The organism is Mucilaginibacter paludis DSM 18603 (assembly GCF_000166195.2).
Taxonomy (GTDB): domain Bacteria; phylum Bacteroidota; class Bacteroidia; order Sphingobacteriales; family Sphingobacteriaceae; genus Mucilaginibacter; species Mucilaginibacter paludis.
In genome coordinates this window covers 874,263-893,278 of record NZ_CM001403.1, presented here as the reverse complement: position 1 = coordinate 893,278, position 19,016 = coordinate 874,263, and the positions used below count along the sequence as shown (strand labels likewise).

11 protein-coding genes are annotated in these 19,016 nt (G+C 46.4%); 6 read left to right on the top strand and 5 right to left on the bottom strand.

All coding sequences use genetic code 11. The features are described 5' to 3' along the window. Positions 1-54 precede the first annotated feature (54 nt). From MUCPA_RS03825 to MUCPA_RS03800, 6 genes are read left to right on the top strand one after another with little or no spacing between them, the layout of a single operon-like run. Complete coding sequence (locus MUCPA_RS03825) at positions 55-1,683, top strand: alpha-L-fucosidase (protein ID WP_008504552.1); 1,629 nt, start codon at positions 55-57, stop codon at positions 1,681-1,683. A gap of 12 nt (positions 1,684-1,695) precedes the next feature. Further along, positions 1,696-3,999 (top strand): beta-N-acetylhexosaminidase, encoded by a 2,304-nt coding sequence (locus tag MUCPA_RS03820; RefSeq protein ID WP_008504550.1) that lies wholly within the window; start codon positions 1,696-1,698, stop codon positions 3,997-3,999. 10 nt (positions 4,000-4,009) lie between these two features. Beyond that, entirely contained in the window at positions 4,010-5,326 is a 1,317-nt protein-coding gene (locus MUCPA_RS03815; RefSeq protein ID WP_008504549.1) for a gluconate:H+ symporter, read from the top strand. Between the two features lie 14 nt (positions 5,327-5,340). Beyond that, positions 5,341-5,811, top strand: a complete 471-nt coding sequence (locus tag MUCPA_RS03810; protein WP_008504548.1) for a RidA family protein — start codon at positions 5,341-5,343, stop codon at positions 5,809-5,811. Positions 5,812-5,824: 13 nt separating this feature from the next. Then, positions 5,825-6,928: a D-TA family PLP-dependent enzyme gene (locus tag MUCPA_RS03805; protein ID WP_008504547.1), complete on the top strand. Its 1,104-nt coding sequence runs from the start codon at positions 5,825-5,827 to the stop codon at positions 6,926-6,928. 3 nt (positions 6,929-6,931) lie between these two features. Beyond that, entirely contained in the window at positions 6,932-8,002 is a 1,071-nt protein-coding gene (locus MUCPA_RS03800) for a dipeptidase (protein ID WP_008504546.1), read from the top strand. A gap of 90 nt (positions 8,003-8,092) precedes the next feature. On the opposite strand, the gene MUCPA_RS03795 is transcribed toward MUCPA_RS03800, so the two are convergent. From MUCPA_RS03795 to MUCPA_RS03775, 5 genes are read right to left on the bottom strand one after another with little or no spacing between them, the layout of a single operon-like run. After that, positions 8,093-10,372, bottom strand: a complete 2,280-nt coding sequence (locus MUCPA_RS03795; RefSeq protein ID WP_008504545.1) for a GH92 family glycosyl hydrolase — start codon at positions 10,370-10,372, stop codon at positions 8,093-8,095. A gap of 11 nt (positions 10,373-10,383) precedes the next feature. Continuing rightward, positions 10,384-12,495 carry an alpha-L-fucosidase gene (locus MUCPA_RS03790; protein ID WP_008504544.1) on the bottom strand — a complete coding sequence of 704 codons (2,112 nt, stop codon included), beginning with the start codon at positions 12,493-12,495 and terminating at the stop codon, positions 10,384-10,386. 7 nt (positions 12,496-12,502) lie between these two features. After that, the gene (locus tag MUCPA_RS03785) at positions 12,503-14,800 is read right to left on the bottom strand and encodes a family 20 glycosylhydrolase (protein ID WP_008504543.1); all 2,298 of its coding nucleotides are present in this window, start codon (positions 14,798-14,800) and stop codon (positions 12,503-12,505) included. A gap of 15 nt (positions 14,801-14,815) precedes the next feature. After that, a complete protein-coding gene (locus tag MUCPA_RS03780) occupies positions 14,816-16,240 on the bottom strand; it encodes a glycoside hydrolase family 125 protein (protein WP_008504542.1) in 1,425 nt (474 codons plus the stop codon). 15 nt (positions 16,241-16,255) lie between these two features. Then, entirely contained in the window at positions 16,256-18,919 is a 2,664-nt protein-coding gene (locus MUCPA_RS03775; RefSeq protein ID WP_008504541.1) for a glycoside hydrolase family 2 protein, read from the bottom strand. Positions 18,920-19,016 lie beyond the last annotated feature (97 nt).

Below are 19,016 nucleotides of genomic sequence, written 5' to 3'. Positions count from 1 at the left end.
TACAAGTTCAGGAAGAGCGAAAGTTCTTCCTGATTATTTTATCCCCCACCTACCATGTTGAATAAAGTATTTGCATTTTTTTTATTGATACTTTGCCTTAACAAAGCGTTTGCACAAAACGATGTTGTTAACGATGATGAAAAAAGTAGTTTTAATCTGAATAAGCCCGAGCGCGAACAATGGCTCAAAAATACAGGGGCCGGTTTATTTATCCATTTTAGTGTTGATGCACAATTAGGCGTCGTGATCAGCCACTCGTTGGTAGGCGCGTCTGACGATTATGTAGATCGCTTTTTTACAGAATTGCCTAAAACCTTTAATCCCGATAAATTTGATCCTTACCAGATAGCTGTATTGGCTAAACTTGCCGGGATGAAGTATATTGTATTCACCACAAAACACCACTCTGGTTTTTGTATGTGGGATACCAAAACAACCGATTTTAATATCACCAAAACACCGTATAAAAAAGATTTGCTTAAGCAGTTTGTTGATGCCACCCGTGCAGTTGGGTTGGATGTAGGGCTATATTTTTCTCCGGAGGATTTTTATTTTTTACATGCTAACCACCTCCCAATTAGCCGCACCAATGTAGTTATGGATGCCGCGCTCACCAAAAAATATGCCGATTATAACCGTCGCCAGTGCGAAGAGCTGATGACCAATTACGGCAAAATTGATGTTTTATTTATCGATGGCGAGCCTAAAGAAGTTGTTAAACAAACTTGCTGGAAACTGCAGCCCGATCTGCTAATCACCCGTGGTGCAATCAAAACGCCCGAGCAAACTTTGCCCGGTACCCCAATTACGCAACCATGGTTATCGCCCATTACCATTGGTACCGCATGGCAATACCAACCCACTAACGAACGTTATAAATCGGGCTCGCAGCTCATTAACCTTTTGGTTGAGGCGCGCTCAAAAGGTGGTTCTCTTTTATTAAATGTGGGGCCGAAGCCTAACGGCGAACTTGCCGAAGAACAGGATGGCCGCCTGCGCGAAATGGCGGCATGGTATTTTATTAACCACGAATGTATTGACAGCGTTAAAACGTGGGTGATCAATAAAGAGAACAACATACTTTTTACGGCAAAGGGCGACGCGGTTTACGCCATAGTTACCGAAGCAGCCGAATGGAAGGAAGGTGAACGTAAAACATTTACCCTGCACTCGGTAAAAGCTCAAAGCAATACAGTAGTTAATGTGTTGGGCCAGAATAGTAAAATTATGGAATATAAGCCTAATGCTGATGTGAGCTGCAAGTATAAGCAAACCGCTTCAGGCCTTGAGGTATCGGTGGTGAAGGCGCAACGCATCTATGATGATCATCGGTGGCCAAATGCTGTGGTGATTAAGCTTGATCATGTTTTGCCCGCCATTACTGAGGCTGTTACCGTTGAAACGGACGACGCCAAACCGGCAGGCACCGGTTTTTTATTAAGCGGACGTTTGTATGACTTTAAAAATAAGAATGTTAAACGCGCCAGGTTTGCTTATCGTGCTTACCGCGGCCGGGTGGAAACCTTGTATGCCGACCAATGGAAATACACCGATTGGGTAAACGTTAGCCCAGAAGGACGTTTTAACACTACCATAAAAACTGCATCCGGCTCGTTTGAATACAAGGCCGTAGCCGAACAAAGTAAGGTTGATGTGGAGGGTGATACCAAGCTTTTAAATTAAAAAAAAACAATTGTGTACTGCATAACAAAGCAAAATGTTTTAGCTTATATTTTGTATCTCTCCTTGTATCTGGGCGTGATGATCAGGCCATGTTATGCACAGCGGCCAGCTGTAATTCCGCAGCCGGTTGCGTTAACGCAGAATAGTGAGGTATTTGTTTTGAATACCGATACCCGGCTCTACAGAAGCATAAACATAGCAGAGAGCAATCTCGTTTTTTTTAACCAGTACGTTAGGTCAATTGCCGGAATAACACTCAAGGCAAGTACGCAGCGTACCGGCAGCAACCTGGTCACGCTAACGATTGATAGCGTAGCAGTAAAACAGAAAGAAGGCTATCATTTAGCAATTGGCAATAAGGGCATCCAATTAACAGGTAACAATGAGGCCGGTGTTTTTTATGGCCTGCAAACACTTATCCAACTGATGCAACCCGTGGTAGGGAAGAGGATCAATATACCAGGCGGTAATATAACCGACTATCCACGGTTTGCTTACCGGGGTATGCACCTTGATGTTAGCCGCCATCTTTTCCCGGTGAGTGCCATAAAAAAATGGATAGATATTTTAGCCCTTTACAAGATCAATACTTTTCACTGGCACCTTACCGACGACCAGGGCTGGCGTATCGAGATCAAAAAATATCCTGCACTGCAAAATATTTCGGCCTATCGCAACGAAACGCTTATCGGCCATAAGAAGGAGTTACCCCACCAGTTTGACGGCCAACGCTACGGTGGCTATTATACGCAAGCCGAAGCTAAAGCTATTGTGCGTTACGCAGCTGAACGCCATATTACCGTAATCCCCGAGATTGAAATGCCGGGCCATGCCCTTGCCGCGCTGGCGGCTTATCCGCAACTGGGCTGTACAGGAGGGCCTTATCAAACCGCTACTTACTGGGGCGTTTTTAACGATGTTTATTGTGCCGGCAACGAGGCTACCTTTACTTTTTTAGAAGATGTACTCAGCGAGGTGATCAATATATTTCCCTCACAGTATATTCATATCGGCGGTGACGAATGTCCCAAAGACAAATGGAAAGTTTGCCCTAAATGCCAGCAACGGATTAAAACAGAGCATTTAAAAAACGAACACGAATTACAAAGCTATTTTATTAAACGGATAAGTAATTACCTGGCTACCCAAGGCCGCAAAATTATTGGCTGGGACGAGATTTTGGAAGGCGGCCTGACTCCCGGTGCTACGGTGATGAGCTGGACAGGCGAGCAAGGCGGCATAGAATCGGCAAGGCAGCATCACCAGGCTATCATGACACCCGAGAAGCAGGTTTACCTTGATTATTACCAATCGCTTTATGCAACAGATTCGCTTGCTGCCGGTGGCTATACGCCGCTGAGTAAATTATACAGTTACGAACCGGTACCCGCAAGCCTGACACCGGCGGAGGCCAGTTACATATTAGGTGTACAAGCCAACCTGTGGACAGAATACATCACCAACACCCGCAAAGCCGAGTATATGATGTTCCCCCGGATGCTTGCCCTGGCCGAAATTGCCTGGTCGCCAAAGGCAACCCGTAACCTCCCCGGCTTTTTAACCCGTACACGGGTTAACCTTAAGCTGTTAAAAAAACAGGGCATTAATGCTGCCGATAATTTTGACCAGATAACCGATACCGTTACCACCAGCAGCGATGGTACACTTTTCCTGACTTTAAAAAGCAGCCTGCCAAACGCGCAACTGCGCTATACTACCGATGGCAGCCTGCCTGATGCTTTTAGCCTGAAATATACATCGGCTTTGCCGGTAAAAAAAACATGTACCGTAAAGGCGGCTTTGTTTATAGGCAAAACACGCTATCAGGATATCTATACCAAGCAGTTGGTAGTGAGTAAGGCCACAGGCAAAAAAGTAAGCTTGCAAAACCAACCGGCAGGTAACTATAACCCTGGCAGCACCGACCGCATGGTGAATGGCCTTACAGGCAACAGCCGCTATAACAATGGCGAATGGTTTGGCTTTAGCGGTACCAATATGGTAGCTACAATTGATTTGGGTAAGCCGCAATCCATTAGCTCCATTGCTACCCATGTGCTCAACTATCACTGGCAAAAAATGTGGCCCCCGGTCGAAATGGTTTTCTCCATATCGGCAGATGGTGTTAACTATCAGGATGTCTACCGGCAAACCAACTTCCCTTTAAACGGCATTAATACGGTTGGTGCAAAAATACCGGCTGTTACGGCGCGCTACGTTCGCGTTAATGCTGTTAACCAGGGTACTATCCCTGCTGGCGAGTATGGAACTGGTGCTGCGGCCTGGTTGCTGGTTGATGAGTTTATTATAAATTGAAAATAAAAAAATGACTTTAATTATAGTACTGCTTTGCATTGCCGCCCTGGTCGTCATGATCTCTGTATTTAAGGTCAGTGCTTTTCTTTCTTTCCTGGTTATATCGGTCGCTGCCGGCTTAATGCTGGGCATCCCACCTGCACAAATTTCACATTCGGTTGAAAAGGGTATCGGCGACACGCTGGGCTCGTTGGTTATTATTTTATGCCTGGGCGCTATGCTGGGCAAACTACTTGCCGAGAGTGGCGCTGCGCAAAACCTGGCCAGCTCCATGATGGGGGTATTTGGCACCAAATACATTCAGTGGGCTATGGTGGTAACAGGTTTTGTTATTGGCATCCCCCTTTATTACGGTATCGGTTTTGTGTTGATGGTGCCGCTCATATTTTCTATCGTTTATCAGTATAAAATGCCGGCCATCTATATCGGGTTGCCTATGCTGGCTGCTTTATCGGTAACGCATGGCTTTTTGCCCCCGCATCCATCTCCATCTGCATTGGTAGTACAGTTTAATGCCAATATGGGTATCACGTTACTATACGGTATAGCTATAGCCATACCGGCTATTGTGGTGGCGGGGCCATTGTTTTCCAGAACACTTAAAGGTATTGAGGCGCATCCGCTTGAGGTTTTTATGCCAGCGCAGTCTTCGGGCTCAAAAATACCAGGTACGGCCAGTAGCTTTTTCACAGCGTTATTACCGGTGTTGCTGTTAATGCTTACCGCGGTGTACCCCTTTTTATATAATCACCGCCTGCCTTTTCAAAATATAGTAGCTTTGGTGGGGCAACCCTCTATCGTGATGATGCTTGCGCTGATGTATGCTACCTGGTCGTTAGGTATGCGATGCGGTAAAAGCATTAAACAAGTGATGACTATTTATGCCGATGCCGTTAAAGATATCGGTATGATCGTCCTCATTATAGGCTCGTCGGGTGCGTTAAAACAGGTACTTACAGATAGCGGGGCCAGTATGCAGATAGCCGGTTTGCTGCAACATGTTAACTTACCGCCGCTATTGCTGGCCTGGTTAATGGCAGCGGTAATAAGGGCTTGCGTAGGCTCGGCAACGGTAGCCGGTTTAACAACAGCGGGTATCATATTACCTTTAATGCAGCAAACCCATACCGATCCCAACCTGATGGTACTGGCCGTTGGCGCGGGCAGCCTGATGTTTTCGCACGTGAACGATGCCGGCTTCTGGATGTTTAAAGAGTATTTTAACATCAGCGTAAAAGATACCGTTAAATCGTGGTCGGTAATGGAAGCGCTTGTGGCTACCATGGGGCTGGCAGGCGTTTTAGTAATTAATCAAATAATCAAATAATATACATCGCATTTATGAACACTCCTGAAGAAAATTTCGAACAAACCGGCCTTAACCTGCCACCCGCACCTTCTCCGCTGGGGGTTTACAAACCTTACCTGGTAGATGGCAAATATTTGTACGTATCTGGCCATGGCCCCGTACAGGATGATAAAAGCCTGATCATTGGCCGTATTGGCGATACGATAGATATGGAGAACGGCAAATTGGCTGCGCGCCAGGTTGGCCTTACCATTCTATCAACCATTAAAACAAACCTGGGTAGCTTAAACAAAGTAAGAAGAGTGATCAAGGTTTTAGGAATGGTAAACTGCACGCCCGATTTTGAAAAACATCCCTTTATTATTAATGGTTGCAGCGAACTTTTTGCGCAGGTTTGGGGTGCCGAGAACGGTATAGGCGTGCGTAGCGCCGTTGGCTTTGGCTCGCTGCCGGATAACATCCCGGTTGAAATAGAGGCTCTTTTTGAGTTGGAACAAGAATAGCTTCGAGAGTAATATGGAAGACTGGTTTAGTATAACTGATATTGATCTGCCCGATAGCCCTGCTTTAATTGTTTATCCCGAAAGGGTAAAATATAATATTGGGCTATTAGTGAGCAGTATTGATAACGTAAACCGTTTAAGGCCGCATGTAAAAACCCATAAAAGCAGCCAGGCTGTTGAATTATGTTTGGAGGCAGGCATCAGCAAATTTAAGTGCGCTACTATAGCCGAGGCCGAAATGCTGGCCTTGTGCAATGCGCCCGATGTATTGCTGGCTTACCAGCCCGTAGGCCCCAAAATCGACAGGTTTATCGCCTTAATTAAGCATTATACCGCTACGCAATTGGCCTGCCTGGTAGATGATTATACCGTTGCCGAAAGAATGAACGAACTGGCTTTAGCTAACCAGTTAACCATCCAGGTTTATATTGATCTGAACGTGGGCATGAACCGCTCGGGTATTGTACTGCAACACGCTTTGGCTTTATACCAGCGTTGTGCGGCCTTGCCAGCTATTCAAGTAAAAGGTTTACATGCATACGACGGGCACATCCATGATGAAGATCTGGCCATTCGTGCAGAACGCGTGAATACCGCTTTTGCACCTGTGGATAGTTTGGTTGTACAGTTGCGTAGCCTGGGCTTTGAGCCGGTTGTTGTAGCCGGGGGCACACCTACTTTCCCTGTCCATGCCGCTAAAAGCGATATAGAATGCAGCCCCGGAACGTTTATTTATTGGGATGGCGGTTACCAGCAGGCGTTTACCGAGCAGGCTTTTTTAACAGCCGCCCTGGTTATTACCCGCGTGGTGTCATTGCCTGACGAAACTAAGATCTGTGTGGACCTTGGGCATAAATCAATAGCGTCTGAGAATGTTTTAGATAAACGCGTCACTTTTTTGAACACACCCGAACTGAAATTTGTGGGCCATAGCGAAGAGCATTTGGTTTTAGATGCAGGGCCCAATCACCAATACCAAATTGGCGATGTGCTTTACGGCTTGCCCCACCACATTTGCCCAACGGTGGCTTTGTATGCAAGTGCTACCACCATAATTAACAAAAAGGTAAGCGGCGAATGGCAGAACCAGGCACGCAACCGTAAAATTAATTTTTAGAACATGTTTATAATAGATGCCCACCTCGATTTGAGTATGAACGCGCTCGAATGGAACCGCGATTTAACCCAACCGGTTGCCGCCATTAATGAGCGCGAACTTGGTTTGACAGATAAGCCCGACCGGGCTAAAGCGGTGGTAAGCCTTCCTGAATTACGCAAAGGTAATATTGGCCTGGTGGTTGCTACGCAAATAGGCCGTTTTGTGGCACCGGGTAACAACCTGCCAGGCTGGCACTCGCCGCAACAGGCCTGGGCGCAAACACAGGGGCAGCTGGCCTGGTACAAAGCCATGGAAGACTGCGGAGAGATGGTGCAGATTAATAACTTAGATACCCTTGAAAGCCACCTCAAGCTCTGGTCTAACGGCGAACAGACAGACAAAAAACCTATAGGCTATATTTTAAGCCTGGAAGGTGCTGATTCCTTAGTTACAGTTGGCCATCTGGAGCAGGCCTACAACAGCGGCCTGCGCGCTGTTGGCCCCGCACACTATGGCCCGGGCCGCTACGCCCAGGGAACCGATGCCACGGGTTTAATGGGGCCTAATGGCCATGCTTTGCTGAAAGAAATGGAACGCCTGAATGTGATTTTAGATGCCACCCATTTATGCGACGATAGCTTTTGGGACGCACTCGATCACTTTAACGGGCATGTATGGGCAAGCCACAACAACTGCCGGGCTTTGGTAAACCACAATCGCCAGTATAGCGACGAGCAGATTAAGGTATTAATTGAACGCGGTGCTGTAATTGGCGCTGTGCTGGATGCCTGGATGATGGTGCCAGGGTGGGTGAGGGGCGAGTCGACCCCAAGGGGGATGAACTGCAATCTGGAAGTGATGATCAACCATGTCGACCACATTTGCCAGATAGCAGGTAATGCCTTGCATGTAGGTATGGGGACTGACCTTGACGGCGCTTTTGGCCGCGAGCAATGCCCTTACGACCTGGAAACCATAGCCGATCTGCAAAAGGTAACCCAGCTGCTGGCCAACCGTGGCTATACCGCTCAGGATATTGAGAATATGATGCATGGCAACTGGCTCCGGTTTTTAAGAAAAGCCTGGGCTTAAGCCGATGCCAAATAACAGAGGCTGATTAAAATAGCCATGAGCAATTTTAATCAGCCTCTAAAATAACGCCTATAGTTATCTGTCGCTTAATTAGTGGGGGTCGGAGTGGGGCCTGTCTGCGGGTTTAGTGCCCCATGCCAAATTGGGTTTGGGCCCCATTTCAAAAATCAGCTCTCCGCCTTTTTTTAGCTCGGTATAAGTTATCAATGTTTTGCTGTGGGGCTTGCCGTTCAGCCAGGCTTTTTGGATGTAAATATTTTGGCTGCTGTTGTTTTTAGCAATGATATGCATTTTACTTTTGGCAGAGAGGGTAAGCGTTACTTCGTTAAACAGCGGGCTTCCAAAAACAAAACCTCCATCAGCCGGGTCAACCTGGTAAAAACCCATCGACGATAAAATATACCAGGCCGACATCTGGCCAACATCTTCGTTGCCGATGATGCCATCCGGTTTAACGGTATAAAAGTTATTCATAATGTAACGCACCTTTTCTGCGGTTTTCCAGGGCTGGCCGCTGTAGCTATATAGGTAAGCAATATGGTGGCTCGGTTCGTTACCGTGTGCGTACTGGCCAATCAAACCCGAAATATCGTTGGATGCGCCCGGACCCATATCGCCCTGCGCAATAAAAAGCGAATCGAGTTTCTCATTAAAAGCCTTATCGCCGCCCTGTAGTTTAATCAGGCCGTTAACATCCTGCGGCACCAGCCAGGTATATTGCCAGGCATTGCCCTCGGTGTAATCATCCTTCATGTGTACCGATTTGAAGGGATTGAACGGCGTGCGCCACTGATGGGCGCTTAACCTGCCACGCATAAAATGCGTTTGCTGATCAAAGTAATTTTGATAGTTATTGGCCCTGTTTTTAAAATACAGATAATCGGCTTGCTTGTTCATCCTGAGGGCCATTTTGGCTATCGCGGCGTCATCAATGGCATATTCCAAACCCATCGCTACAGATTCTACCGTGCTGTCGGCAGGTATAAATCCATTTTGTTTAATAAAGTTTAATCCACGGATGTTACCCATGTTTGTTGTTTTAACAGCCTGGTAAGCCAGCTCCGCATCAAAACCCTGATAGCCTTTTAAGTAGGCGTCAACAATAATGGGGATGGCGCTGTTACCGGGCATGGTATTGGTTTCGTTAGCCATTAAAGGCCAAACCGGCAGCCTGCCCTGTTGCTGGTAAATAGCCAAAAGCGAATTGATGATGCCGCTCATCCTTTCGGGCTGAATAAGCGTATAGAGCGGGTTTGCAGCCCTGTAGGTATCCCATAACGAAAAGGTAGTCAGGTTGGTAAAAGTGGCTTTGCGGTGTACCTGTTTATCGGTTCCCCAATAGTCGCCGTTAGCATCATTAAAAGTTGATGGCGCTATCATGGTATGGTACAAAGCCGTGTAAAATATTTTAAGTTGCCCGGCATCGCCGGTTTTGATCATCACCTTTTGTAATTGCTTATTCCAGGCCTTATCCGCAGACGATCTGACTTGTTCAAAATCCCAACCGGGTATTTCGGCAGCAATATTGAGCAAGGCGTTTTCGGTACTTATGGGCGATAGGCCAACCTTAACGTATACCTTTTCGCCGTCGAGGGTTTCAAAACTCACTACACCTTTTACTTTGGTTGCTGTTAGCGAAGTACCGCCGGTTAGTTGATTACCGTTGTAAACAGCGAAGTTTTTTACCGGTTTTGAAAACACGGCGGCAAAGTACACCCGTTTATCTTTAGCCCAACCGCTGGTATAGCGGTAGCCGGTAATGGTATTACTATTCAACAATGTGATGGAAGTACTTACCGGAGTTCGGCCTATCCCTTCCTCTAAATCGATAATGATGTGCGACCGGCTGTTTTTGGGGAAGGTATACTCGTGGAAACCAACCCTTGTGCTGGCAGTTAGCCTTACGCCTATATCATATCGCTTTAGCCTTACGGCATAGTAGCCGGGTTTTACCACTTCATCCTTGCGGTCAAACAACGAAACGTAGCCGCTTTGTATATCGGCTATGGTGCCTTTGGTAACTTTAAGTTCGCCGGTGGTAGGCATCACCGAGATATCGCCCAGGTCGCCTATGCCGGTACCGCTTAAATGGGTATGCTGGAAACCGATAATGGTTGAATCGGAAATATGGTAGCCCGAGCACCAGTCCCAGCCCGTAGATAAATTAGTGGGCCCTAATTGCACAGCCCCGAAGGGCACATTGGCACCAACAAAAACATGGCCGTGAAAACCGGTGCCAATGTATGGATCAACAAATTGCGTTAAGTTGTTCGCCGTATTTTGCGCGTTAACCCAGGTTATACTATTTAAAGTTATAAAGGCACTGAGCAAAATAATTTTCCATATCGTGATACTCTTGTTGGCGGGCATTTTCAATAGCATTAATGTTGTATAATTACGCCTATTTCGGCAGCCGTTATGCCGTTGCCATCAATGGCATGCAGGGCTTTAAAACTAAAAAATCTGGCCTTATGGGCGCCATTCAGTTTAACCAACTGCTCAATCGGGTTAGACCTGATATTGGAAAACTCGCCTGTAGCCACCTGCTGCCAGTTAACGCCATCGTTACTGATAGCGATCTCGTATTGATCAATAAGCCCGGCTGTTTTTTTATCCTGCCTTGGCAGATAGGTAAACGCCGTTATGTTTTGAGCTTTGCCCATATCCACCATGATTTGCGCCGGGGCAAATTTGGCGGTGGTATCTGTTTGCAAGGTGCTCCAAAGCGAGTATCCCTTTTCATCAATGGCCCTTTCAGGATGGTCGGCTGTACTGCCGGGCATTACTTTCCAATCCTGTTTGCTTAAGCCAAATTGCTCATAAGCCACTTCGCTTATTTTTTTGCCGTCCATCGCTATCGCTTTGATCGATCCTCCGTCGGGAAACGTGATGGTGCCGGTATATAATGGCGAGTTTAGGCCTGGCCTTGTACCATCTGTAGTGTAATGTATAGCTGCTACCGGGGCATCTGTATTGATGCTAACCTGGCCATTTTTGTTTCTGCTGATGTGCGGTGCTGTTACGTGCACGGGTTCTTTATACAAGCCAAAATCACTGAGGGTTACGCAAGCGGCTGATTTTACTATCCTTAGCCTAACCTTACTGGTGCTGATGTTTTGCGGCAACCTGATTAAGCGGTTAGCACCGATACTTGTGGCAGATGCTATTTTTGTCCACTTGCCGGATAACAGCGCGTCAACTTCTATTGCTTCTATGCGCTGGCCGAGCTTAATGTTTTCGCGCAGGCGAATCACATTGAAGTTTACGGGCTTGCCCATATCCAATACCAGTTCTGGAGTAGTAACGGCATCATCGGTAGCCCAATAGCTGTACCGGTCGTCATCAAACAAAAAACCGGGGCCAAACTTTTGATTGTTTTTACCGCGAATGTTGCTGGCGGTAGTTTTGGCCTGTTTAGCCAGGTTAACCGCAAATGTTTGGGTTAAAATATCGCCGAACTGTTTTAACGACGCCACATCTTCGGTATCCAACAAACCATCCCGGTTAGGTGATAAACCCAGATCTAATGCTGCACCGCGTCCTACACTTTTGTAATACAGATCCAGTAAAGTATATGGGGACTTTACCTGCGCGTTTTGGCTGGCATGGTAAAACCATCCCGGCCTTAAAGGCACATCGCATTCTGCGGGCATCCAGCGTGTGCCATGCATGGTTCCTTCGGTAGCTTCCTCGTAGTTGCTGTAACCATTGGCGGCAACTTTACCGGCATCGGGGGCTTTGGGGTCGTAGGTGGCCCAGCAGGTTTCGCCTGCGTAGCCTTCTTCGTTACCAACCCAGCGTACATCCGGGCCAACATCGCCAAATATAGCCGCCGAAGGCTGCATTTGGCGGGTAATGCCCCAGGTTTCGGGCCAGTGGTAATAGCTGGTACGGTCTATTTTACGTACTTCCCTGGTGCCGCCATAATAGCCATCGCCGCCATTGGCGCCGTCGTGCCATGATATAAATAAGCGGCCATAGTTTTGGTACAACTCGCGCAGCTGGCTCTGGTAAATGGCTAAATATTCGGGCTTGCCATAATAGGCATTGTTCCTGTCCCAGGGCGAGCAGTAAATGCCCATCTGTATGTTCAGCTTTTGGCAGGCTAACTGGTACTCTTTAACCATATCGCCTTTGCCGTTTTTCCAGCTGGCTTGTGTTATGTTATGTTGGGTGGTTTTTGTTGGCCAAAGGCATAGCCCATCGTGGTGTTTAGCTACCACCGTAATACCTTTAAAGCCGCCCGCTTTGGCTGCACCAACAATTTGTTCGGCGTTAAATTTAACCGGGTTCAGTATTTTAGGGTCTTCATCGCCAAAGCCCCACTCTTTATCGGTATAGGTATCAACCCCGAAATGGATAATACAATACATTTCCATCTGGTGCCAGTTAAGTTGTGCTTTTGATGGTAAAGCGCCATAAGGCTTCGGTGCCAACTGGCCAAATGCCAATGGACTGGCAAACGTTAAAAAAAGGATAATCAGTTTTTTCATGTTACTATTAGTGTTTTAACCAGTCTGCCGGCATATCTTTCGGTGCAGAACCATCTTTACTATACTGCAGTTTAAGCGTGTAGCCGCCGCCTCCTTCAATAAAATTAAGCGCTATAGGTTGCAGGCCCTGCTTCAAGGCCACCTGCCCTTCCTTTTCAATAGCCGAATGTTGCCCGTCATTATCAACCACCGGCCGGTTGGCTATATTTAATACGCCGCCATCATCGCAGGTTAAATAAAAGGTATAAATGCCCGTTTCGGGGATGGCCAGGTAGCCCGTATACCTTAAACCGAAGCTTGGCGCTGTAGCCTCTTTAGGTACAAGCACCTCGTTAACAATGTAGTTGCCTGTGGGCTTTTCAAACGGTATCATTTTAGTTGCCTTGTAAAAGCCTGCAAAATAATTGCAACTCAGGCCATTGTGTAAAGTTAACGTAGCAACGGGATCGGCAAACGCCTGCTGCTGGTAATTGATGTTGTAAATATCGCCGTGTAAACCATTGGGCATAAAAGCTGCCAGTTTAATGGTTTGAGGGGTAGTGATGACTAAAGGCTTGCTCAGCTCTGTTGAAGTTGCGGTAGGCTCGGTGCCGTCGGTAGTGTAATGCAAGCTCATTTGGGCTAAAGGTTTGGTTACGTTTAGCGTGGTTTGGCTGGTAAATACGTTGTTTTCGCCAATGTTCAGCAAGTCGGGCAGGCGGTAGTGTACATTCAAAGCATCAAGGCGTGCCAGGCTTTGGTTTAATCTTTCGGTATAACCATCATAATCCTGTTTGTTGGTCCATAAAACCTCAGCAAGGGCGGTCATCCTCGGGAAAACCAGGTAGTCGGCACGGTTTTCTGTCGGTACATGCTCTGTCCAAACGTTGGCCTGCGCCCCGATGATATTTTTTGCTTCTGCGGCATTCAATTTTTCAGGAACCGGATTGAAATGATACACATTGCTGATGGAGTTTTTATCAGGAATATTATCAAAATAAAGCGGGCTGCCTGGCGTCATAATTACCTTATTGCCGTTTTTGGCCGCTATAACCGGGGCGTTTGGTTTCCAGCTGCGCCAGTACATAACGATAGCCGTAGGGCTGATGCCGCCTTCCAATATCTCGTCCCAACCGATCAGTTTGCGACCGTGCTGATTAAAGAACTTTTCCATCCGGTTAATAAAATAGCTTTGCAATTCGGCAGTGGTTTTGATGCCCTCTTTGGCCATTAAAGCTTTACACGCGTCGGATTTGCCCCAACTGGTACGGTCAACCTCGTCGCCGCCGATGTGGATATATTGGCTCGGGAAAATTTCAAATATCTCTTTAAAAATATTTTCGGCAAAGGTGAAGGTAGTTTCGTTACAAGGGCATATCGGGGTGGTAAACAATTCTCCCCATTTACTGCCGCCTTCGCACGATAGAAAGGGGTAATTGTTAATAGCCGCCATCATGTGGCCGGGCATATCTATCTCGGGTATAACATCAATATGGCGCTGTGCCGCATAGGCCACAACATCCTTCATTTGCTGCTGGGTATAAAAGCCGCCGTATAAGGTTTTGCCGTTCCGTTGGATGATGTGTTTAGGGTCGATAATAAAATCGGGGTTTGTTTTGGCCTTTACCATACAGGCCGAATCCTGGTTATTGAAGGTGCGCCATGCGCCCTCTTCGGTGAGCTTAGGATATTGCTTGATCTCGATACGCCAGCCCTGGTCGTCGGTTAAATGCAGATGCAGCTTATTAAATTTATAAAGCGCCATCAGGTCGATGTATTTTTTAAGATAATCGACAGAGAAAAAATGTCTCGAAACATCCAGGTGCATGCCGCGCCAGGCGTAAACGGGATAATCTTCAATCTGCACGGCGGGCAGTACCAGCTGCTTTTCCGCAGTACTTTGCCTGGTTTCTACCTGTGCAGGTAACAACTGACGAATGGTTTCTATCCCCCGCAAAATACCGGCTGCATTTTTTGCCGATAGAACGATGTGCTTACTATCAACAAGCAGGTGGTGCCCTTCTTCGGTTGTTATTGCCGGATCGGTTACCAGCTTAATAAAGTTTGTTTTGGGTTGGATACCATATTTTAGCGGGCTACCTAAAGTGTTAGCCATCAGTTGATTGAAAAGATCGGCCTCCTGCAGGTACTTTTTACCCGGTGGCAATACCATAACGGTTTGCTTGTTAATGATAAATGCGCCCGTGCCAGTAGTTACATTTTGAGGATAGGGAATTAAAGGTAAGGGTTTGTTTTGCGCCCATAAATTGGTACTGACGAGCAGGGCCAGCACGCAAAGGATAAAAAAGGATCGTATTGTTATCATGGTAGAATTGAATTGTTAAGCATTCAGCAGATGTGGTTTTGCCTGGTAGGTTTCCCATAGAAACTCACCAAAAATGGTATTGGCCCAGGCGAACCACTTGCGGGTAAAATCCGCCGGGTTGTTCTTGTTAAACGATTCGTGCATAAAGCCAGTACCGGCGTGGCTGCCCTTTAACATGCGGATACATAGCTTAATCTCGCTGTCATCAATACTGGTTAAACCACGGCAAATAATGCTTAAAGGCCATATCATATCGGCTTTGCCCACATGGGGGCCACCAACGCCCGATAAGCTTTGGCCCTGGTAATAATAGGGGTTGCTATCTGATAATACAAAGCTGCGCGTATTTTGATAAACCGGATCGTTCACCGGTACCGCGCCCAGGTAAGGTAGCGAAAGCAGGCCCGGGATATTGGCATCGTCCATCAGGTTCACATTGCCAAAGCCGTCAACCTCAAAAGCGTATATTTTTCCAAATTTAGGATGGTTCACCATGGCGTGCTTTTGCAGGGCCGTTTCAACTTCGGTTGCTAACAAGTTAAGTTTACCGGCAAGCGGGTCATCATTAAATATCGCTTTAACCATTTCGGCAGCTTGTTTAAGACTCACAACCGCGAAAAAGTTAGATGGTATCAGGAACGAATAAGTGGTAGCATCATCGCTGGGGCGAAACATAGAGCAAATCAAGCCTGTAGGCTTAACCGGGAAACCATAGCCATCCATGGGTAAGGTATCGGTGGGCTTTAAAGTTTCGCGCTGAAAGTGGTACTCACCCCTGTTGCCGTTTTTGCGTTGCTGCGCCGTAAATACTTGTAATATTAATGCTATAGCGCTTTTAAATGTATTGTTAAAAGGGGCGGTGTCGCCGGTTCTTTTCCAGTAATGATAGGCCAGTCTGATGGGATAACATAACGAATCGATTTCCCATTTTCGCTCATGAACGCCGGGCTTCATATCGGTATGGTCGTTTTTCCACTCGCTTTCCTTGTTACCATCTTTATAAAAAGCATTGGCATAGGGGTCTTTCAAAATACATTTCATTTGCCTGTTTATTACACCGGCAACCATGTTTTTCAGTTCCTCGTCCTGCTTCAAAAAAGTAAGATAAGGCCAAACCTGTGCGCAACTGTCGCGCAGCCACATGGCATCAATGTCGCCGGTTATCACATAGGTATCAGGCAGGCCATTATCCTGGCTAAAAAATACCGTGGTATCCAGCGTATTAGGGAAACAGTTTTCAAAAAGCCAGGCCAATTCCTTGTCTTTTACACCTGCCTTAAATTGCTCAATGGCAGCCTCAACAGCTTTACTTTTGAAATTGCGTTTTGATGGAACCGGCCTTAGGCTGCTCCAATCGGCAACCGAGGCAAACAAGTTCTGATTAAACAGCAGCCCGGCAGATAGTAAACCGGCACGCTGTATAAAATCACTTCTTTTCATAGTTAAAGCTCTTATTTAATTGATTTTTATGGTTTTAGCTTCCAGATTCCACCCGCTGACAGCTAACAAGGGCAATTTTGTAAACGTGGCGGCATCATAATCTATCATGATGGTTTTCTGTTCGCCAGGCAATACAGAAACGTAATTGTCCGAATAAAAAACAGGCAGTAATCTTTCATTCGATTCTGCTTTTACTAAGGATAAGCGATTGAAGAATGCAACCGGCGCGTCTGCAGGATTGCTTAAAACAACCTGTACTTTACCTGCCGACACCAAGTGGGCCGATAGGTTCAGCTTTGATGGTGGCATTTTTTGCAATCCGCTGTAAATGCCTTTAGCGTTGGGCAACCAATAAAGGTTATCGCTTAAAATATCCTGATGCAGATTCAGTAAGCGGAGCGACAAAAAGATGCCATCAGCCTTGGCGGCGATATTAATTTTGTTTTTAATAGCTGCATAGCCTTTTACTGTTGATGGCAGTATCTCCTCAAAAACTTTGACGACGTTTTTTTCCTTTCCATTCATATCAAGGGTTGTAACAATCAGCATCATGTCCCGTTTGGTTTCAAACGAGTTGTTTACAATGGTTACCATGCCATCCAGTGGGTTGTACATTACGTGTAGTGGTTCGCCACCTTGTTTAAGGCCGTACAGGCAGGCGTTAGGGTCAAGGTAGTAATCATACATCTGGCCCCGCATGGCAGTCCAGGGGTTTTGCGTTTTCCATATCATTACGCCGGTATACCAATCCCACATGTGCGCGCTAAAGCCTTCTATTAATGCGCGGTACTGGTTATAGTTAACCAGTTGTGCCTTATCGGCAAAATCCTTTGTATCTGTTGGCTTACCGTAGGCATCTACCGATGCATCATAACCAATGTATTTATGGTAATCCCATACCGAATCTGTTTTGGTGGTGTTGTTTGCTGCGGAAAACTGAGGCGCTATTAAATTTTCTTTCGGGATAAAACGCTTGAGCGATTCATAGTCGCTTAGGCCTACCGAGCCTACCTCGGAGTTGAAAGGATAAGTATGCGTGCGCCAGAAAGACGAGTCGGGCTGGATGGTGTAGGGGCCGTCGCCGTTGCCGCCAATGGTATTTAACGACATTTTATCCGAATTGGAATACTCGGCAAACCATCGCGTTCCATCAAGTTTAGGCAGCAAGGTATCGCGCAGCGCCAATAAAATATCTTCTGGTGGTGTAATTTCGTTACCGCCGCACCAAATGGCCAATGATGGATGGTTGCGAACCAGTTTAATCTGGTCAGCAGCGGAAGCAAGATAAAGCTGATGATCGTCGGGATATTTACGCCTGGTCCATTGATCCTCCTTTTTCATTGGGTCGTCCCATCGCCCGTTCGCATCGCCCGACATCCAGAAATCCTGGAAAACCAGCATACCATATTTGTCGCAGGCATCGTAAAACTCGGGGCGCTCAACCAAAGCACCGCCCCATATACGGATCAGGTTTAAATTCATATCGCGGTGAAAGCGCACCTCTGAATCATACCTTTGGTTTGTGAACCTCAGCATAGCATCCGAGATGATCCAGTTACCACCTTTAATAAATATCTTTTGACCGTTAATCGCAACTTCAAGGCTTTTGGTTTGCCCGTTCCAGCTGGTTTGCAGCTCGCGTACGCCAACGTTGATGCTCTGCTGATCAGAAACTTTATCCCCAATTAAAAACTGAATATTGGTTTTATACAAGTAAGGCGTTCCGTAGCCGTTTGGCCACCATAGTTTAGGGTCTTTCAGCGTAAAATCACTAAGCTTAACTTCTACTGTTGTATGGGGTTTAAGCAGCACATTTTTAACTACTTTATCATTGCCGATGAGGTATTGCAATACGCCCGACACCGCTTTGCTTGTAGGGTTAGTAAGCTGGGCCGATACCTTGATACTTGCCGGTTGTTGCTTACCATTAACCTGCCTTAGGCCCGGCACCAAAGTTATAACGTGCGGGTTAGATACCTGTACGGCTCCTGTAGTTTCAATAGTCACTTTGTCCCATATGCCCGTGTTACGGTCGCGGATGGGTTGTATCCAGTCCCAGCCGGCGGTATATTGCAGGCCCACGTTTTTAGCAATACGGCCATCGCCGCCCTGCCCGCCATTGGGTTCGCCTGCCGGGTCGGGTGGGTAAACCAAAACTGCCAGGCGGTTTTTGCCGCCTTTGTTAAGCAGGGGCGTAATGTTATAGGCCTGGCGCAAAAACATCCCGTAATGGGTTTTATCGTTTAGCTTTTTGCCGTTTAAATAAACCTCGCAGCTGTAATTTACACCCCTTAAATTCAAATAAACTTGTCCGTCGGCAGCTGGTAGGGCTTGTTCAAAATCTTTAACAAACCAGTAGGTATAATAATCGCTGCCGGTATAATAAATATCTTTAATCAGGTTATTGTTCATTCCCCAAAAAGGATCGGGTACTTTTTTATTGTTAAGCAGGGTAGTGAGCACGGTACCCGGTACGGTAGCTTGCATCCAGGATTGCAGTGAAAAATCTGTTTTAGAAATTTGTGGGCCATCAGCCTTTAAATCGCCTTTCTTTTTACAAACCCAACCGCTATTTAGTTCATATTTGGCCTGGCCAAACACTTTGAAAGCCGAAAAAAATATAAAAAAAAGGATAGGAGTTAACAGAAATTGTTTTTTTAAGGATATATGTTTAGTCATTGATATGAATTTATTGCTTTTATACGTTTAACACCTGTTTTTATCCCTTTTTAATGCAGTTAAATTAAAAGAACCATATAGGCGAAGTGATTACCCT

Excerpts from the sequence above, each read along its gene's own strand:
- MUCPA_RS03825 (WP_008504552.1), top strand. The coding sequence starts at position 55 with ATGTTGAATAAAGTATTTGCATTTTTTTTATTGATACTTTGCCTTAAC.
- MUCPA_RS03815 (WP_008504549.1), top strand. The coding sequence starts at position 4,010 with ATGACTTTAATTATAGTACTGCTTTGCATTGCCGCCCTGGTCGTCATG.
- MUCPA_RS03810 (WP_008504548.1), top strand. The coding sequence starts at position 5,341 with ATGAACACTCCTGAAGAAAATTTCGAACAAACCGGCCTTAACCTGCCA.
- MUCPA_RS03805 (WP_008504547.1), top strand. The coding sequence starts at position 5,825 with ATGGAAGACTGGTTTAGTATAACTGATATTGATCTGCCCGATAGCCCT.
- MUCPA_RS03800 (WP_008504546.1), top strand. The coding sequence starts at position 6,932 with ATGTTTATAATAGATGCCCACCTCGATTTGAGTATGAACGCGCTCGAA.
- MUCPA_RS03795 (WP_008504545.1), bottom strand. The coding sequence starts at position 10,372 with ATGCCCGCCAACAAGAGTATCACGATATGGAAAATTATTTTGCTCAGT.
- MUCPA_RS03790 (WP_008504544.1), bottom strand. The coding sequence starts at position 12,495 with ATGAAAAAACTGATTATCCTTTTTTTAACGTTTGCCAGTCCATTGGCA.
- MUCPA_RS03785 (WP_008504543.1), bottom strand. The coding sequence starts at position 14,800 with ATGATAACAATACGATCCTTTTTTATCCTTTGCGTGCTGGCCCTGCTC.
- MUCPA_RS03780 (WP_008504542.1), bottom strand. The coding sequence starts at position 16,240 with ATGAAAAGAAGTGATTTTATACAGCGTGCCGGTTTACTATCTGCCGGG.
- MUCPA_RS03775 (WP_008504541.1), bottom strand. The coding sequence starts at position 18,919 with ATGACTAAACATATATCCTTAAAAAAACAATTTCTGTTAACTCCTATC.